This is a genomic window from Vreelandella aquamarina, assembly GCF_044805175.1.
Lineage (GTDB): Bacteria > Pseudomonadota > Gammaproteobacteria > Pseudomonadales > Halomonadaceae > Vreelandella > Vreelandella aquamarina_B.
Window position 1 is genome coordinate 672,526 of sequence record NZ_CP085232.1, and the last position, 18,274, is coordinate 690,799.

Genomic DNA, 18,274 nt, shown 5'->3' on the forward strand with positions numbered 1-18,274 from the left:
TTTAGCGGGCGAATGGCGCCGTCAGGCGCCTTGGCTAAGCCACCAGTCGCGAGCTGAAGCTCCCTCCCGCAAACGCTAGCTGACTCCGTGGAGCTAGCGGTTATTCCGGCAACGCGTAGCCAATCACGTAGTCACCCATCTTGGTGCCAAAGGTGCCGTGACCACCGGCCGTGACCACCACGTACTGGCGGCCGTCGGCGCCGGTATAGGTCATCGGCGTGGCCTGACCACCGGCGGGTAAGCGCGCTTTGTAGAGCTCTTCCCCCGTGGTGATGTCGTAGCCGCGCAGGTACTGGTCCAGCGTGCCGCTGAGGAAAGAGACGCCGCCAGCGGTAGTCAGCGGACCGCCCAGTGCGGGAACGCCCACTTTTAAACTAATTGGCAGGCCAAAGGGCATACTGTCACGGGTAGTGCCGTTGCGATGCTTCCAAACGACTTCTGCATCCTGCAGGTCGATACCCGCCACGTCGCCCCAGGAGGGCGCTTGGCAGGGTAAGCCTAATATCGACAACAGCGGGCCCAGCTCGACGGCATAAGGCGCACCTTCGTTGGGTTGTAGGCCCTGCTCGCTGGCGGAGCCTTGGCCCTCTTGCACTTGGTCACGGGGCACCAGCGTAGACACGAATGCGAGGTACTTCGCGCCGGTAAACAGTGCCTGGCGCTCAGGATCCACCGCAACGCCACCCCAGTTCATTACCCCCACATTACCCGGGTAGACGATGCTGCCTTCCAAGGAGGGCGGCGTGTACTGGCCTTCGTAGCGCAGCGAGCGGAACTGGATACGACACATCATCTGATCGAACGGTGACGCGCCCCACATATCCCGCTCGGTGAGCGGCGGTGGCAGCAGGTTCAGTGCCGAGCGTGGCTGCGTTTCCGCAGTCCAGTCGCCTTCAACGGCACCCTGGGGAGCAGGTACTTCTTCAATCGGTACGATAGGCTCGCCGGTTTCCCGGTTGAGTACATACAGGCTGCCCTGTTTAGTAGGCTGAATCACGGCGGGCTGGGTGCCGCTCTCCGTGGCAAGGTCAATCAAGACCGGCTGGGCCGGCGTGTCCATATCCCAAAGGTCGTGGTGGACAAACTGATATACCCAGGCCACTTGGCCGTCGTCCAGGTTCAGCGCCACAAGCCCTGCGCTGTAGGTTTCATCGTTTTCAGAACGGTCAGCGCCGTACTGATCCGGGGTGGCATTGCCCATGGGTAGATACACAAGCCCCAATTCTTCATCGACGCTGATGGGTGCCCACACGTTGGGAGAGCCGCGGGTATAGGTTTCACCCTCTTCGAGTGGGGCGGTGTCGTCTGGGTTGCCACTGTCCCAGTTCCATACCAGCTCGCCGGTATGCACATTGAAAGCACGAATGACGCCGGAAGGCTCGTCGATGGAGCTGTTATCGGTGACATGGCCACCTAGAATAACGAGGCTTTCAGTCACCGTGGGCGGCGAGGTGGAGTAGTAGCCGCCAGGGGAGAACTCGCCAATGTTATTGGTGAGGTCCACTTCGCCGTTGTTGCCGAAGTTCTCGCAGCGCTCGCCGGTATCGGCATTTAGTGCAATCAGGCGGGCATCGGCGGTGGGCAGGTACAGCCTGCGGGGGCACATGACGTCGGTGGCGCTGAGCATGGCAGAAGACTCACCTTCACCTGATGCCAGAGCGGGGCTATCGCCGAGACCGCTGATAAACAGCAGGGAGGCGAGATCGAGAGCAAACCGGCTGCCGTCATCAAACAGGGCACTGGCAGTGGCCGTGCTGTCTGCCACGGACGCTGCGCTATCGTTAGCGCTGTTTCCCTCGATGTCATCTGCTTCGTAGTGAGCAGCATCGTAATAGGCGAGGCCACGGCAGGTCATATGTGCCCAACCGGAGAAGTCTTCCGCGCCCATGGTGCTAATATTGGGGTCAAACTCCCATAGGGTTTCGCCGGTTTCCGGTGACAGCGCCATGGCACGGCTATGCGACGTGCAGATATACAGGCTGTCGTTTACTTTCAGTGGCGTATTCTGGTTGGTGATTTCTGGCGGGGCATTGGGGCCCGGCTCATCGCCGGTTTGTATGCGCCACACTTCCTCTAGCTCGCCAATGTTCTCGGGGGTAATCTGGCTCAGTGATGAGTAGTGGGTACCGGCATTGGTGCCGCCGTAGGCGGGCCAGTCGTCGCCTGCTACCTGGGCAGGGTTAACGTCCTCGGTGTTATTGGCGGACTCGATGGTGCCTTCGATAGTGCCCGGGTAGCTAAACTGGCTGGCAATGGCCGCAATAATAGCTGCGCCGATGCTGGCCATAAGAGCGATGCTGCCACCGCGAGAGTTAAGCGGCTTGCGCCACCAGGGCAGCAGCATGATGATGCCGATTAAACAGGGTATGGCGACCCTGGGCACCAGTTGCCACCAGTCCAGGCCTACTTCCCAGAGCGCCCAGGCGAGCGTGGCAAACAGAATCAGCGCATAGAGCCAGAGTGCCGCGCCTTTACGCAGTGCCAATAATAACCCTGCCACCAGAACGCTAACCCCGGCGATCAAATAGTAAGCGCTCCCCCCTAGCATTAGCAGCTGAACGCCGCCCACTGCTAAGGCTAGGCCTGCTAGCACAAGCAGCAGGCCGAATAAGAGTGCCGGCCATTTACCACGGGCACGCGTGTGTTCATCCATGAGTTAAACCCCTATTAACAACGTGTTGATGCCGCTTTATCCGAGATAGAGCCAAGGATAGAAGCGACGGCTCCCCAACGTGCCCTAACCCATCGGCAGGGCCGATGGGTTAAAACACACATTGATGATCTGTCATTTTAATAAGCAACTAGCTTTGGCCTAACTTTTAGCTGGCTAATTATTTCCAGCAATAATTAAAAAAGCCGCGCTACTTACCATAGCGCGGCTTGGGAAATAGGGGAGGGGAAATACGCTGGATTTAACCTAGCGCAACCTCGTTAGCGGCAGGCTGCGCTTAATCAGGCAGCTTTACCAACATTTTGCCGGTATTGCCGCCTTCAAACAGCGCTAAAAAAGCATCGGGAGTGCTTTCAAGCCCCTCTTTCACGGTCTCTTTGTACTCCAGCTTGCCCTCAGCCACTTGTGGGGCTACCTCGTTCAAAAAGTAGCGGTAGCTGGCCCAGTGATCGGCCACGATAAAACCCTGCATTTTGGCCTTACGTGCCACCAGCTGCGATAAGTTGCTTGGGCCTGGGGTTGGGGCTTCTGCATTGTAGCTATCAATCATGCCGCATACGGCAATGCGTGCCCCCTCGTTTAGCTGGCTGAGTGCCGCTTCCAGGCAGATGCCGCCCACATTCTCGAAATAGACATCAATGCCGTTGGGGCTTGCCAGCTTAATAGCATCGCTTAATTCCCGGGCATCGCGGTCGCGGTAACTGACCGGCTCAACGCCCAATGACTCTAGCCAGGCAAGCTTATGCGCCGCGCCTGCAATACCTACAACATGGCAGCCTTTCGCCTTCGCCAATTGCACCGCCAGTGAACCCACCGCGCCACTAGCAGCGCTCACCAGCACGTTATCGCCCGGTTTGCACTCCGCGATCAGGTTTAGCCCTGTCCAGGCGGTCATGCCGGGCATACCCAGCACGCCGAGGTAGGCTTGGTCAGGCACGTTGCTATCGGGAAGGGCGGTGATGCTATCTCCTTGTAGTTGGGCGATGTCACGCCAGCCACCCATGTGGCTCACCTTGTCGCCCGCTTTAAAATTGGGGTGGTGAGAGGCAATGACTTCACCAATTGCACCGCCTTCCATCGGCTTGCCAAGCTCAAAGGGCGCTACGTAGGTGTGTACGCCGCTCATCCGGCCACGCATGTAGGGGTCTACCGAAAGCCAGCGGTTGCGGATGCGAACCTCGCCTTCCTGCAAGTCGGGTAGCTCCTGGCTCTCCAGGGAAAACAGCTCGCGTTTGGGTAAGCCGGTAGGGTAGTCGGTTAGGGTATAGAAACGAGATAGCATCGTAGCCTCCTGCATCAAGATGGTGGGTAACGCTTCCTGCAGGGTAAAGACTATTAGCAGGCTTGCAAGTTCGCCGAATGAACGCAGGCACATAAAAAAGCGGCCCTGGGTAAAGGCCGCTTTTAGTCAGCATTATGCTGCAACGCTGATCGTTTAAGGGGTATCACACGCTTGCGGGTGTGTTATCCGTTAATCTACCAGGGTAATCATCACGGGTGCCGTGCCGCGGCGGATCATCCCCAGTGCACGCGCTGCCCGCTTTGAGAGATCAATAATGCGCCCTTTAACAAAAGGACCGCGGTCATTGATCAGCACTTCAACTTCTTGCCCGGTATCCGGGCGGGTGACCAGAACCTTGGTGCCAAACGGTAGGCTTGGATGCGCCGCCGTTAGTGCCTGCTGGTCGAAGGGCTCGCCGCTAGCGGTGGTGGCCCCTTGGAATCGGTCGCTATAGAACGATGCGACTCCTTCCTGTAACTCGGTGTTTGACCCTGCTTGGTTAGCAACTGCCTGATTTGCGGTAAAAAATAGAAGCAGCGCAGCCAAGCAGCTCGTTCGGATAATACGCTTATAAGCTCCCATAGGAGTTCCTCGGTGGTTCGTAAAGCAGACTCCACATTCATCAATAAATTGCCGAGTAGGCGTATGGATAGTAGCTGGCGTTGCTGGAGTCAGCAAGCTTTAAGAAGATCGGCACAATTACCCTCATAATCACGCTTTTTGCTGGGTATCGTTATGCTCTTGCTTTTCAGTGAGTTATGCCACTCCAATGAAAGTGGCTAATGGTGGGTTTTTTTGCACTGCAATATTTTTCATCAAGTACTCACTTTAACTCACTGAGCGCCATATAATTCAGTATTGCTATCACCGCGTTTATTGCCAATGACCAAGGATGCCCCTATGGCCAAGTCTTCTTCTCTTACTCTTCTCGTCGTGGCACTTGGCGGCATTGCCGTTGGTTACTTTGTTGCTCAAGGGCTCCCTAGTCAAACACCTGCTGCTGAAGAGCGGGTAGCTGAAGCGACTGCCACGGATGAAGAGGTTGAACAGGAAGCAGTGCCTACTGCACTGCATGGCCTGGACTACCTGACACTGGGTGAGGGCACACGAGGAGAGATTACGGCTGCAAGTGAGTTGAACGGTAAGGACGGCAGCCGATTTGAGCGCTATGGGATTCGTCTCGATGAAGACACGTTGGTGGAAATATCCTTAAGTGGAGCGCTTCAAGGGGTTGTTGCGCTATACGACGACCAGCTTCAGCTGTTAGCCAATGCTGATACGGTGCGCCACCATATTGAAGAGAGCGGTGATTACATGGTGGTAGTGAGCGGTATGGATACCCATAGCTATGGCCCCTTTAATGTGGAGAGCCGCACCATTGAGCTGAGCGATGCGGGGACCATGGGGGTGGGCACGCCCATTGATAGCTGGCTCGACACTGCCGAGCGCGAGATCACGCTGACCATCGAAGAAGCGGGCATGTACCAGATTGAAATGCGTGCCGATGACTTTGATGCCTATTTAGAGCTTGAAGGCCCCAACGGGTATTACCGCGAAGATGATGACAGTGCCGGTAATTTAAACGCCCGTATTTCTGACTTTCTCGCTCCTGGCGAATACACGGTGACCGCACGCACAGCCTTTGGCGAGGGGAGCGGACTGTTTACCTTGTTGGCTGAGCCGCGCGAACTGCCTGGTGATGGCGAGCTGCGGAACGGGGGCGGAGTGTCGCCCGGCGAGACGCTAAGCGGCTGGTACAGTGGTCAGGATATCACCTATCAGTTAGCAATCGACGAAGCAGGTATGTACCAAATCGATATGCGCTCCAGCGATGTGGATGCATATCTGATATTAGAAGGCCCAAGCGGCTACTACCGTGAAGATGACGATAGTGCTGGTAATTTGGATGCGCGGATTGCTGATTTTCTCGCGCCGGGTAACTACCAGCTAACCGCCCGTACTGCATACGGCACCGACAGCGGCCTGTTCACGCTCTCCATTGAGCCGCGTGACCTGCCCAGCGGTGTAGAGCTGCGCAATGAAGGTGCATTAACCCCAGGTGAGATGGTGAATGGTTGGTATAGCGGCGAAGCGTTGACCTACCAGCTCACCTTGGAGGAGAGCTCTCTGGTGACGCTGAGCATGAACTCCAATGATTTCGACGCCTATCTTGAGCTTTACGGCGAAGGGGTTTCCTACAGCGACGACGATAGCGGTGGTGGCACTAACGCACGCTTAGAGCAGGCGCTGTTGCCGGGTACTTACACCGTCAGTGTGCAGGGCTTTAGCGCTAGCGGCAGCGGTATGTTCGAGCTACAGATGAACGCTCAACCCACCGAAATGCAGCCAGACGTTTGAGCGTTAAATAAACACTGCCCCACTATGCCAGCGCCCTTGCTACCGTTTCACTTGATGCGTTAGAGGGTGTCGCTAAGCCGCGTTACTTGGGCAAGTAGATTGTTTTGGACAAGCAGGTTGTTTTGGAAAAGCAGGTTATTCAATAAGTAGACCGTTTAGTACGCGCTGCGTCTAATGGCCTAAAACAAATCCACGGTTATCAACTACGCTAAAAGCAGCCCGCCGCAACGTCACGTTGCCGGAGCTGCTTTTTTGTTTCACCACCATTCGTTTTCCAGTAGGCATGGATCGCTTATGAATATTGATAATAAAACCCATCGGCAGGTACGCCTGCTGGTTGTTGACCCACAAGGGCATCTACTGCTCAAACGTGACGCTTCGCTCACCCCTTGGAAGACACTGGGAGGCGAGCTATTAAACGACGAAGACTACCCCGCCGCGGCGATACGCTTACTGCACGAGGAGGCCGGGCTAAGCTGCCCCCTTGGGCCGCTTTTGCGCCAGCGTGAACTCATTGAGGCGACGGGCCACCCGGTAGAAGAGCGCTTTTTCTTGGTGCGCTGCCCTGAACATCACGATAGTGAACAAGGCAGCCTGCAAGGGGAGCTGTTGCTAACAGCAACAACGGCAGCCGTGCCGCTTTATCAGTGGTGGCCGCTGGCTGAGATGCAGCGTACCGAGGCAGCACAGTTTTCCCCCTCTTGGTTGCCTGAACTGATGGCCAGCGTGTTGTTTAGTGAAACCATGATGCCAGCCTCAACGGCTCGCCTTTAGGCAGCCGACGACCACCAGCAGTGCAGCGGTGGGCAGCCGCCAATCAAAAGCACTCACTCCGGCCAGCACCAGAAGCAAGGCCGCCAGAATGGGCACGCCGTAGGCCAAGCTTCCCACCAGGCTTGCCTGGCCAAAGCGCAGTGCTTTATCCCAGGCCACCATGGCAATACCGTAAGGGCCAAGGCCTAACGCGATACCTGCCAGCAGCGCTTCGCCACGTGGCAGTGCGGCGTTGCCCTCCAGCAGTAGGCTGGCGATGCTGGTCATGGCACAGGCCACTAGCAGTAAGCGCGGTAGCAGGGGCGTTAAAGAGATCGGGGCTGCCTGCCCCAGCCAGGAGTAAAATGCCCAACAGCAGGCGGCGAGCAAGGCCAACCCATAGCCGGACGCCGCGCCACCAAAGCCACCGTTCAGCGCTTGGGGAAGTAGCAAAATGGCTGCGCCGGAAAAGGCAATCAGTGCACCAGCCACGCTCGCCCATTGCAGGCGACCCCAGCGGCTCCATTGGCTTAATAACACAAACAGTACCGGCCAGGTGTAGGTGATGAGCGCCGCTTCGGCGGCGGGGGCTAGGCGCATTCCAATAAAGTAACTGCTAACGGCCCCAACGATCAGCAGCGGAATACCGAGCCACACGCTTAGCCGCCAGCCTAGCGAACAGGTTTGCGTAGCGGCACGCCGGCTTAACGGTAGCGTGGTAAGCGCGCCTGCCAGCAGCGTGAGTGTCGTTAGCTGCAGGGGAGCGGTGGCGTGGGCAAACTCAGCCAGCAGCGGTGCAACGCTCCACAGGGTCACTGCCACCAAGGCGGCGCATACGCTGTATTTAGGGGATACCACCACCGTCGAGTGAATGGGGTGCATAGCACGTCTCCTGAAACCTTGCAGTGATCCAAGCCTTGAAGTGAAACAAGCCTTGAAATAAGTCCATGCCGCGCAGCATACTCCCCCCTTTAACCATCAAGATAACGATCTTTTATGATCAATATCATCAACAATGGTGATGAATGCGTGCGCCCACGTTTGACTTAACGCTGTTAAGAACGCTGGTAGCGATTGCGGATACCGGTAGCGTGACCGCAGCGGCAAAACGGCTGGCTTATACCCAGTCCACGGTGAGTATGCAGTTACAGCGGTTAGAGGCGCAGCTAGCGGTTAGCCTGCATGAGCGGGATGGGCGGCGGCTGCGCTTTACCGCTGAAGGTGAGCGCTTACTTGCCCATGCGCGCCGATTGTTAACGCTGAACGACGAGGCCTGGAGCGATATGCAGGCCCGCCAGATTACCGGAGATCTCACCCTCGGCATCCCTGAGGATTACGCCTCGCTGCTACCGTCGGTGTTTGCCTACTTTCACCAGCTCTATCCGGCGGTGGGGTTAACCGTTAAGTGCGGCACCAGTGCCCATTTGGTCAAGCAAGTGAAAGCCTCGGAACTGGATCTTGCACTGGTAACGCGCCAGCGCAACTCCCCAGGGGGCGATGTGATTCGCCGTGAGCCGCTGGTCTGGGCGGTAGGGGTTCACCAGCAGCCATCATTGAGCGACCCTATTCCGCTAGCGCTATATTCCCCAGGGGCGGATGTGTTTCGTGAGGTGGCGGAGCAGGTCTTACAGGCCGCCGGGCGGAATTGGCGAGTGGCTTACACTAGCCAGTCTATGGCGGGGCTTGCGCCGATTGTGACTGCAGGGTTGGCAGTGGTGGTTGTGACGCGGAGTATGCTCACACCTACGCTGCGACCGTTAGATGAGAGTAGCGGGCTGCCTGCTTTGCCGATGATTGAGCTGGCGTTGCACCGTGCGCCGCACCGGCCTTCAGAGCCAGCTCGACGGCTGGGTGAATTGATTCGCGAACAGCTAGCGGCTCCCAGCGAAGCGTTATAAGGTATGTCATTACCTAACAATCATTTTTCTATCGTGACGCCGCTGAACTAAGCTAACGGTGACGACGCTACTGGGCAGGGAGTTTTGAATGCACGAGTTAGATCACTATATCTACCCACATCGGGTGCTGCACTGGCTGGTGGCTTTGGCGGTGTTGCTGTCACTGGCCAGCGGCTTAACCCTCGGGTTTTTGGGCTATGAGCGCACCGTTGCACTGGTGGGGAATACGCTGACCAACCTGCTCTACACCAGCCATAAAACGCTGGGCGTTACCATCCTGTTGTTGATGACGTTGCGGATTATTACCCGGGTTGCCTTCGTGGTGCCGGACCACGACCCGCCCTTGAATGCCTTTGAGCGCATTGTGAGCACCAGTGTGCACCATTTGCTTTATGCGGGGCTGGTGATCATGCCGCTTCTAGGCTGGGCAGCGACCGCCACGGGCGGTTTTCCGGTGGAGTTTTTCCATTGGCACCTGCCAGGGCTCTTGGGCAAGCATGAGGCGCTCTCGGAAACGCTGTTTATGTGGCACGGGCGCTTGGGTTGGGCGCTGATCTTACTGATTACGCTGCATGTGGCTGGCGCACTGTTCCACTGGCGTATCAAGCGCGATAATGTAATGAAGCGTATGAGCCTGTTTGATTAAATCGCTGTCCACGTCTCCTCTACGACGTCACGCTGAGCCATAGCCATAAAAGCGGGCGGTTTGGCGTGACTTTTCGGCATACATCTGCCGGTCGGCCTCCCGTAGTAGGTCTTCCAGCGTATTGTTATCTTCACTGCTTAGGCTCACTCCAACGCTTACCCCCACGTTTACCATCGCCCCGCAGGGAAGCTTAATGGGCGAGCTAACGGTTTGCACAATACGGTTACACACCTCTTCTAGCGTTTTCGGCTGTTGGATGTCCTCCAGCAGCACAATAAACTCATCCCCACCGAAACGGGCGCAGTGGTCGCTCTCCCTGGCAATGTGCTCCAAGCGTTTTGCTACCTGTTGAAGGACAAAGTCACCGGCTTCATGCCCGTATTTATCGTTAATCGGTTTAAAACGGTCGAGGTCGCACATAATTAACGCAAACGGAATATGATCGCGCTGGCTGCGCTCCAGGGCGGTGGTGGCGCGGTGTACGAGTCCGTGGCGGTTAAGTAAGCCGGTTAACGTATCGTGGTTAGCCAACCGCTCAAGCGCTTGGGTGCGCAGGGCAACCTTCGCTTCTAGTGCTGCTTCCTGCTTTTTTAACATCGCAACGGTTTCGGCCTGGGCACGCTCCTTTTGCCACTTTAGCTTATTAAAGCGCGACGCCAGGGCAAAAGAGAGCAGCAACATCTCAATAGCAGAGCCAATCTGTATACCGTGTAGCGTAATGAAATTAGCGGGCAGAATGCTCATATTGCGCAGTGCGAACACGGCGGCACCGAGTAGGAAAATCGACCAAGCCAGCACAAAGAGCCGCGCACTGGGCACGCGGCGCCAGCTGCAGTAAATACCGCATAGCAATAGCAGCAGCGAAGCGATAAACCCTGTTATATCCATCAATAGCAGCGCTAGCTGGGTCGGTATGACAATAACGGCGGCAAGTACTAGCCAGCAGCCAATACGAAACAGCGAAAGGGTGCGATGCCAGCCAGGGCTGTAGCGCCCAGTGTTAAGAAAGCTCTGGGCGAACAGCGTGGCCATGGCCGAGGCAAAGGTGAAGCCGATCGCCACAAGCCGAGCGGTGTGCTCCCCTAAAAAACTCCAGAACATCAGCGTGCCCATGCCGTTAAAGGTCAAAATGGCCAGCGTGAAGCCAAAGGTGAACAGCGTGTAGTGCAGGAATACCCGCTCTTTCAGGCCAAGAAATAGCAGGAGATTGTAGATACCCAGGGCCAATAACATGCCGAAATAGGTCGCCAACCAAAAATTATGACGGTCGTTTTGGGTATAAAACGCTTCGGGCCTCATGGCGCTGTAATTCAGTACCTTACTGCCTGCAGCGCTAACCTGACTATACAGCGTGACCGTTTCTCCCCCGGCTAACGTAAGGGGAAACACCGCCTGGCGATGGGCTAACGCGCGTTCTGCCACGGGTACGGCACTGCCGCTGTGCTGCACGTCGCTAAACTGCTCACGCAGGGTATAGAGTGTGACGTGATCTAAAAAGGGATACTCGAACGTTACCATCCAGGTAGTAGGGCGCGGTGAGGCATTATGGAGCCGAGTGGTCAGCCAGGTATCGCTTTGGGTGTAGCCAAAGTGCAAACTTGGCTCGTCATCAGCTGCCTGAAACGGCGGGTTAAGGGCTAATAGCGCTTGCAGGGTGAGTGGCTCCGTGGCATGCCAGTAGCTGCTGGCTGCCGTTAAAGCGTAGCGCGGCTGTTCGGGTGAAAGAGACAGCGTACTGCTGGCACTTGCCGGGAGGTGCCAACTCATAAGAAACGCAATCAAGCCAGCCGAAAGGCGCTTTAACCAACAGTGAGCATCCATAGATATCGCTATTTTGGTTTTTTTTGGCTCCGGACAGGCGCACCCCACCCCTAGCCTGTCTCGAAGAGCTTGATAGTTGTGCTGTTTGCTAATAGGTCAATAGGCTGTTCTGCTGCAACAGATTAGTAGCGTTTTTATAACTTGCCATGTGCGAGATTTTTATGACTCAGGAGCCTAGAAGCATCTTGAGTGTAGCCCTCTTTGCAGCGCCTTGAGCAAAAATGGTGCTAAAGCGTGATGTGGTTCAGCCTTTCGGTTAGACGCTGTATGAGCTGTCCACTATGCCGCCAAAAGTGCCAGTAAAGCGGTACGTTAAGGCGGTAGCCGGGGGCGATATTGACAAGCTGCCCCGTTTGCAGCTGCTCGGCGGCCTGGAGCTGCGGAATCATGCCGTAACCGATTCCCGCCGTGGCAAAGCGCACAAAGCCCTCTGAAGAGGGGCAGAGGTGGTAGGGGAAGTGGCCGTGGTAGCCGCACTCGGCAAGAAAGCGGTGCTGTAACTGATCGTGTGGGCCAAACACAATGGCCGGTGCTGTTTGAAAGGCCTCCGTGCTTGGCCCTTGCGGGAAAAAGCGCGCGGCATAGCTGGGAGAAGCCAGCGGCTGATAAGGCATATCCCCTACATGCAGGCAGCGGGCACCGGCAATTGGGTTGGGCGTGGCGCACAGGCAGGCCGCAACATCGCCATCGCGCAGGCGCTTCAAGCCCACTTCTTGATCCTCAATCACCAAATCCAGCAGTACCTCTTCTGACTGGCAAATCTCGGCCACGGCATCGGCCCACCAAGTCACCACGCTATCGGCATTTACGGCAATGCGTAGGCGTGGTGCGGCTTTTTCCAACGTGGGTAGCGCCTGGTGTAAATCGCGCTCTAAGAGCTGCACCTGCTGGTAGTGGGCGAGTAGCCGCTGGCCGGCAGGCGTAGGCGCGAGAGCGGGGTGGCGTACCAGGACCGGCTGGCCCAGGCGGACCTCTAACGCCTTGATGCGTTGCGAAATAGCCGACTGCGAGAGGCCTAGCAAATCGCCCGCCCGCTCGAAACCGCCGCACTCCACCACGGTCGCCAGCGCTTGAAGAAGTTTGTAGTCCACCATCGCTTTATCCCTACTGCCTACTATTTGCCATCTACTATTCATCATTTACTAACCGCCATCTACCAGCTGCCGTGGCGGTGACGTTATACCGAGGCGCTTAGTAAAAGCGAGTTGGGCGCTTGTCCGCAAATGAAAATCAGTCTCTTGTTTGACTTGACAGGGAAGTGCGTCACAATTCGCCGCCTATGTGTAAAGAGGGAGCACCATGGAGTTATTGCGGGTGGTATTTCGTCACTACCGCTGGCCGTTTATCGGCGCACTGGCGCTGAGTTTACTCAGTGCCGGGCTTGGGGTGGGCGTCATCGCCTTTATTAACCAGCGGTTGATCGAGGCGGGCAGTACGCTGTCGGCGCTGCCGCAGTTTTTGGGCTTGCTGCTGCTGTTGCTGGCCGTCACTTTGGGCACCCAGCTTGCGCTGACCGTGCTGGGCCACCACTTCGTTTTTGACCTGCGTTCCCGACTGGTGAAGCGGATTCTGGATACCGATATCGAACGCTTAGAGCAGGTGGGCAACGCCACGCTGCTGGCAAGCCTCTCCAGCGATGTGCGTAATATCACCATCGGCTTCGTGCGCCTGCCGGAGCTGGTGCAGGGCGTGGTGCTAACCCTGGCCTCGGTGGTGTATCTGGCGTGGCTCTCGCCTGAAATGGTGGTCATTACGGTACTCTGGATGGCCTTCACCATGGGCGTTGGCTGGGTGCTGGTGTCGAAGGTGTATCGTCACTTCCATCAGGTGCGCGAAAGCGAGGACCGCCTGTATAAGGATTATCAATCGGCCATTGAGGGGCGCAAAGAGCTGGCGCTCAACCGCGACCGTGCACGGCGCTTTTTCGATGAGTCCTATACCGCCAATGCCAATGCGTACCGGCACCATATTATTCGGGCGGACACCTACCACCTCAGCGCCAATAACTGGTCCAATATTATGATGCTGGGCGCCATTGGCGTGGTGTTCTTTATGGCCAACGTGCTGGGCTGGGCAAGCCCGGCGGTGGCGGCCACTTTTGCTTTAACCCTGCTGTTTTTACGCACGCCCTTAATTCAGGCCGTGGGCGCATGGCCCACGTTAATCAGTGCCCAGGTGGCGTTTGATAAGCTGGCAAGCCTGGAGCTAGCCGAGTTCCAGTCTGGCTTCGATGTGAAGGATCACTTCCGCGGCTGGCAGCGCTTAACGCTGACGAATGTGGTGTATCGCTACACGCCATCATCCGGCGGCGAGGGTTTTCAGGTAGGGCCGCTTAATCTCACGTTGGCGCGTGGCGAGCAGGTGTTTTTGATTGGCGGCAACGGCAGCGGTAAATCGACGCTGGCGCGCCTGCTGTCGGGGCTTTACCGCCCGCAAAGCGGCCAGATCAGTGTGGATGGCAAGGAGCTAAGCCCGCAGGAGTGGGCCGCGTTTCGGGCGCGCTTTGCCAGCGTCTTTACCGATTTTCACCAGTTCGACCAAGCCATGGGGCCGGGTGGCAAAGCGGCCGACCCGGTACTGGTGGCGACATGGCTTGAGCGGCTGCAGATGCAGCAGAAGCTGGAGTGGCAGGGTGATCGAGTGGTAAATACGCAGCTCTCGCAAGGGCAGCGCAAGCGCTTGGCGCTGCTGCTGGCGATTGCCGAAGAGCGGGATATTTTGCTGCTGGACGAGTGGGCGGCTGATCAGGACCCGCAGTTCAGGCGGCTGTTTTACCGCGAGCTGTTGCCCCACTTGAAAGCGATGGGCAAAACCGTGTTTGCCATTAGCCACGACGACAGCTACTTCGTCCATGCGGACCGCTTATTAGAAATGTCCAAAGGGCGGCTTTGCGAGCTGACCGGTGAGCAGCGAGCCCAGGCGAGTGAAGACGCGGTGGCACAGATCAGTTCGTAAGTGGTTGCTTCGTAAATGGTGGCTTATCAGCCTTTGCGACGTGCCTGGCGGTCGCACCCTTCCAGCGGGCAGTTACCGCACACTTCAAACTCATCAAGCAGGTAGCGCAAACAGCAGAGCTTGCGCACCCGCTTGACCTCTTCGCTGCCGCTAGGCTGGTAGGTGCGTACTGGCTCAAACAGCGGGTTGCGCTGGCCGTTGAGGGTGCGTGATTCCAGCAGCGCTCGGGTGGCGGCCAGGGCACCCCGGTTGACCAGCGGATGCCCGGCAAGGGCGTTCACGTAGTAATCCACGTAGCCACCGGCGTTGCTCCAAAATACCCGCTGCGCGGCCCCGGAAATCGCCGAAAGGCGCTCGATCAGCGGGGCCCAGTGTTGCTCGATCAGCGTGGTAAAGCGCTCGGTAGTGTCCAGGGTGGTAAAACGCTCGCCTTCATGGGGCAGCCAAATCCGCTGGGCGCAGCCTTCCTCGTTTTGCATCACATAGAGATCATCCAGCCCGACCGGTAAGTCGCGATTTAACAGTAGGTGGGCGGTCAGCGTAGGGACGGTCACGGTGCTGAAGTGCCACTTCGACCAGAGCGAGGCAATAGCCCGCTTGTCTCCGTTGGGATAGCGGCTGGCGTAACGCGCCATATCCTCTTCAAGCAGGGCGGGGTTGCGCCACCGCGATGCCTTGATAGCCCTCTGCGGCACTGCGCCGCCGATCAGCGGCGGCGTAAAGTGCTCAAGCGCCCCCTGATAGCAATCAGCAAGCATGAGCGGCGTAGCGGTGTCGGGCTGGCGCAAGGCAAGAGGCATAACCGAACTCCAAGACGTGATGAGGGCACGTAAACAGGTCGCCAGCATAAGCGATAATGCTTATCAGTTGAAGAGTTAATTGAGAACGACTCTTTTTCAGTCTTGCGTCCGTTATCGGCGCTTATTGGGCCACGGCAATGCGATGCCCGCCGTTAGGATGCTGCATGACCTGCATGGGTAGGCCATAAATGGCTTCCAGCGTAGTGCTTTGCATTAAGGCATCGGGCGTGCCGTGGGCCAGCAGGCGGCCGCTGTGCAGAGCCATCAGCTCATCGCAGTAGCGCGACGCCATATTGATGTCGTGGAGAACTATGATCACACCCAGGTTCAGCTCGTCGCAGAGCTTACGAATCAGCGCCAATACTTCCATTTGGTGAGCGATATCCAGCGCTGCCAGCGGCTCATCCAGCAGTAAAAAGCGGCTGCCTTGGGCAATCAGCATGGCGAGCCACACCCGCTGGCGTTCACCGCCCGAGAGCGTATCTACCAAGCGGTCGGCGAAGGCTTCCGTGTGGGTCAGCGTAATGGCGCGCTCAATCGCCTCTTTATCTTTTTGATTGTGGCGGCCTAGCAGCCCGTGCCAGGGGTAGCGCCCAAAGGCCACTAGCTCGCGGCCGGTGAGGTTTTCCGCGCTAGGTAGGTGCTGGGGGAGATAGGCTACCTGGCGGGCAAATTCGCGGTTGCCCCACTCATGCAACGGGCGCTGGTCGAAATAGATCTCACCTTTGCTGACGGGCTGCTGTTGCGCCAATAGCTTGATCAGTGTCGATTTTCCAGAGCCGTTATGACCAATCAGGCCATACACCTTGCCCTCTTCAAAGGTATGGTGGACGGGCTGAAGAAGGGGTTTGCCGTTAATAGCGAAGGTGGCACCCTGAACGTCGAACATGCACGGCTCCTGAAGGTGGTGGTGATGATGGTAATGCTGTAATGCCCCCAATTGTAGTGTTAATACTTATCATTTAGAATCTCGCCCTTTCATTTATTTTTTCAACCCTTTCGCTTGCCAAGGTCGCGCCAATGACAATGCCTGCCAATGCCTCTGTTTCCGTCGTTCATGGGGTATTGTCGTTATGCTAATGCGCCGTGGCACATCACCTGTGCAAACCTGTCTGTTGCTGAGCTTGCCGCTGTTGGTGCTGTTGGTACTCAGCCTTCAGCAGCAGGGCGGTATCGTGCCGGGCTTTCAAGCGCTGCTGTTTCCTACCTTTGAGAACGTCGATGAGCTGCTGCTGCACTTTACCTGGTGGCCGCGCTTTACAATTGCGCTGTTGGCGGGGGGCGGTTTGGCGCTAGCCGGGGTGTTAATGCAGCAGGTGCTACGCAACCCGCTGGCATCGCCGACTACCTTGGGAGTGGCATCAGGCGCTAACTTGGCGCTGATGGCGGCCACATTGATGGCACCTGGGATGTTGGCCATCGGCGGGGAGTGGATTGCGCTGCTGGGTGGCGCTGCTGCTGTAGGGTTGGTATTTGCGCTCGCCTGGCGGCAGGGGTTAGCGCCCATTGCGGTGGTGCTGGCGGGGCTGGTGGTTAATCTTTACCTGGGCGCGCTCTCGACGGCCTTGCTGCTGTTCAACCATGAAACCCTGGCTGGGCTGCTGATTTGGGGCGCGGGTTCCCTGGCGCAAAATGGCTGGGATGGGGTGGCGTCGCTGGCTCCACGGCTGGCCATTTGCGGCTTGGCAGCGTGGCTGTTGCTGCGTCCTTTGGCGGTTTTAGAGTTAGACGACGCCAGCGCCAAAAGCCTGGGGATTTCGCTGAAGCATTTGCGCTTTGCCGGGTTAGGGCTGGCGGTGTTTATGACCGGTAGCGTGGTGAGCGTGGTGGGTATCATCGGCTTTATTGGGTTAGCGGCCCCCAATATCGTGCGTATGGCGGGGGCACGCACGTTGCGTGCGCGCTTGCTCTGGTCGACGCTATTAGGCGCCGTGCTGCTGGCCACGACGGATCTCCTGCTGCAGCGTTTTTCCGGCATGGTGGCGACGCTGATTCCCACCGGCGCCGTGACGGGAGCGTTAGGTGCACCGCTGCTGATGTGGTTAATTCAGCGCCTTAAGCTGCAGGGCGACCGTCCTCCCCAAGCGTCTGGCGTGGTGATAACGCGCCACGCCGCGCCTAACCGGCTAGCCATTGGTCTGCTGCTGGCGTTGGTGGCGGCCATGGTGGTGGGCCATTTGGTGGGTCAGGGGGCCAACGGCTGGAGCATGATCGCCCCGACGAACTGGAGCGTGATTGAGTGGCGCTTTCCGCGCGTCATAGCCGCAGCGGCCAGTGGTTTGATGCTGGCGATTGCGGGCACGATTCTGCAGCGCCTTTCCGCCAACCCCATGGCGAGCCCGGAAGTATTGGGTATTAGCGGCGGCTGTGCCATTGCGCTGATTTTAGGTATCTACCTGCTGCCTGCCCCAAGCAATGCCCTATTGGTGGCGATTGGCACGCTGGGCGCATTGGCGACCCTGCTGGTGCTGGTAGCGCTCAACCGTAAAAGCGGCTTCGTGCCTGAGCGTTTGCTGCTCAGCGGCGTGGCGATTAGCGCACTGTTCGATGCGGTACGCAGCGTGCTACTGGCGGGCGGCGACCCGCGAGGTCAGCAGGTCATCGCCTGGTTGGCAGGCTCTACCTATTACGTTGATGTAGGCAGTGCGCTGCTCGTAGGCAGCATGGCGGCGGGGCTGGCGTTGGTAGCGTTGCCGTTCACCCGCTGGCTAGACATCATGCCGATGGGAGCCGCAACAGCGCGTTCGCTGGGCATTGGTCTTAATCGTGCGCGTTTAGCGCTGTTACTGCTGGTCGCGTTGCTCACCGCCTGCGCCACGCTGGTGGTGGGGCCGCTCTCCTTCATTGGCTTATTGGCACCGCATATGGCCCGGTTAATGGGCTTCTCCCGCGCCCGCCAGCACTTAGTGGGCGCTGCCTTGATCGGTATGCTGCTGATGGTGCTGGCCGACTGGGTGGGCCGCCAAATCATGTTCCCTTATGAGATTCCGGCGGGCTTAGTGGCCTCGCTGATCGGTGGTGCCTACTTTATGTGGGGGCTGCGCCGCTTATAAGCTGTGCTAATGCACTATTAGTAAGATGATTTTTCGT

The 18,274-nt window shown here is 57.6% G+C and carries 14 protein-coding genes; 6 read left to right on the forward strand and 8 right to left on the reverse strand.

All coding sequences use genetic code 11. The features are described 5' to 3' along the window. Window positions 1-100 precede the first annotated feature (100 nt). The 3 genes from LG300_RS03170 to LG300_RS03180 form a co-directional block, all read right to left on the reverse strand. Entirely contained in the window at window positions 101-2,653 is a 2,553-nt protein-coding gene (locus LG300_RS03170) for a glucose/quinate/shikimate family membrane-bound PQQ-dependent dehydrogenase (protein ID WP_404376968.1), read from the reverse strand. Between the two features lie 295 nt (window positions 2,654-2,948). Beyond that, window positions 2,949-3,953 (reverse strand): NADP-dependent oxidoreductase, encoded by a 1,005-nt coding sequence (locus LG300_RS03175; RefSeq protein WP_404377969.1) that lies wholly within the window; start codon window positions 3,951-3,953, stop codon window positions 2,949-2,951. Between the two features lie 189 nt (window positions 3,954-4,142). Beyond that, window positions 4,143-4,535, reverse strand: a complete 393-nt coding sequence (locus LG300_RS03180; protein WP_404376969.1) for a septal ring lytic transglycosylase RlpA family protein — start codon at window positions 4,533-4,535, stop codon at window positions 4,143-4,145. A gap of 318 nt (window positions 4,536-4,853) precedes the next feature. Between LG300_RS03180 and LG300_RS03185 the strand changes: the two genes are divergently transcribed. Together LG300_RS03185 and LG300_RS03190 are read left to right on the forward strand one after the other, a co-directional pair. Beyond that, a complete protein-coding gene (locus LG300_RS03185) occupies window positions 4,854-6,311 on the forward strand; it encodes a hypothetical protein (RefSeq protein WP_404376970.1) in 1,458 nt (485 codons plus the stop codon). A gap of 294 nt (window positions 6,312-6,605) precedes the next feature. After that, window positions 6,606-7,085, forward strand: a complete 480-nt coding sequence (locus LG300_RS03190) for an NUDIX domain-containing protein (RefSeq protein WP_404376971.1) — start codon at window positions 6,606-6,608, stop codon at window positions 7,083-7,085. On the opposite strand, the gene LG300_RS03195 is transcribed toward LG300_RS03190, so the two are convergent. Then, entirely contained in the window at window positions 7,068-7,946 is an 879-nt protein-coding gene (locus tag LG300_RS03195; protein WP_404376972.1) for a DMT family transporter, read from the reverse strand. The two genes, LG300_RS03190 and LG300_RS03195, sit on opposite strands and share 18 nt — an antisense overlap. A 143-nt stretch (window positions 7,947-8,089) precedes the next feature. Between LG300_RS03195 and LG300_RS03200 the strand changes: the two genes are divergently transcribed. Then, a complete protein-coding gene (locus LG300_RS03200) occupies window positions 8,090-8,962 on the forward strand; it encodes a LysR substrate-binding domain-containing protein (RefSeq protein ID WP_404376973.1) in 873 nt (290 codons plus the stop codon). Window positions 8,963-9,050: 88 nt separating this feature from the next. Continuing rightward, window positions 9,051-9,608, forward strand: coding sequence for a cytochrome b (locus tag LG300_RS03205; RefSeq protein WP_404376974.1), 558 nt, complete (start codon window positions 9,051-9,053; stop codon window positions 9,606-9,608). Between the two features lie 27 nt (window positions 9,609-9,635). Here the strand turns inward: LG300_RS03205 and LG300_RS03210 are convergent, their stop codons facing one another. Continuing rightward, on the reverse strand, window positions 9,636-11,375 hold the full coding sequence (locus LG300_RS03210) for a diguanylate cyclase domain-containing protein (protein WP_404376975.1): 1,740 nt from the start codon (window positions 11,373-11,375) through the stop codon (window positions 9,636-9,638). Window positions 11,376-11,656: 281 nt separating this feature from the next. Beyond that, the gene (locus LG300_RS03215) at window positions 11,657-12,523 is read right to left on the reverse strand and encodes a LysR family transcriptional regulator ArgP (protein ID WP_404376976.1); all 867 of its coding nucleotides are present in this window, start codon (window positions 12,521-12,523) and stop codon (window positions 11,657-11,659) included. A gap of 205 nt (window positions 12,524-12,728) precedes the next feature. Between LG300_RS03215 and LG300_RS03220 the strand changes: the two genes are divergently transcribed. Next, window positions 12,729-14,384: a multidrug ABC transporter permease/ATP-binding protein gene (locus LG300_RS03220; RefSeq protein ID WP_404376977.1), complete on the forward strand. Its 1,656-nt coding sequence runs from the start codon at window positions 12,729-12,731 to the stop codon at window positions 14,382-14,384. A gap of 26 nt (window positions 14,385-14,410) precedes the next feature. Here LG300_RS03220 and fhuF read toward each other — a convergent pair whose 3' ends face one another. Continuing rightward, window positions 14,411-15,184, reverse strand: coding sequence for a siderophore-iron reductase FhuF (gene fhuF / locus LG300_RS03225; protein WP_404376978.1), 774 nt, complete (start codon window positions 15,182-15,184; stop codon window positions 14,411-14,413). Window positions 15,185-15,305: 121 nt separating this feature from the next. Beyond that, on the reverse strand, window positions 15,306-16,073 hold the full coding sequence (locus LG300_RS03230) for an ATP-binding cassette domain-containing protein (protein WP_404376979.1): 768 nt from the start codon (window positions 16,071-16,073) through the stop codon (window positions 15,306-15,308). A 184-nt stretch (window positions 16,074-16,257) separates the two neighbouring features. Here LG300_RS03230 and fhuB point away from each other — a divergent pair, with 184 nt between their 5' ends. Further along, window positions 16,258-18,237: a Fe(3+)-hydroxamate ABC transporter permease FhuB gene (gene fhuB, locus LG300_RS03235; RefSeq protein WP_404376980.1), complete on the forward strand. Its 1,980-nt coding sequence runs from the start codon at window positions 16,258-16,260 to the stop codon at window positions 18,235-18,237. The last annotated feature ends 37 nt before the right edge of the window (window positions 18,238-18,274 follow it).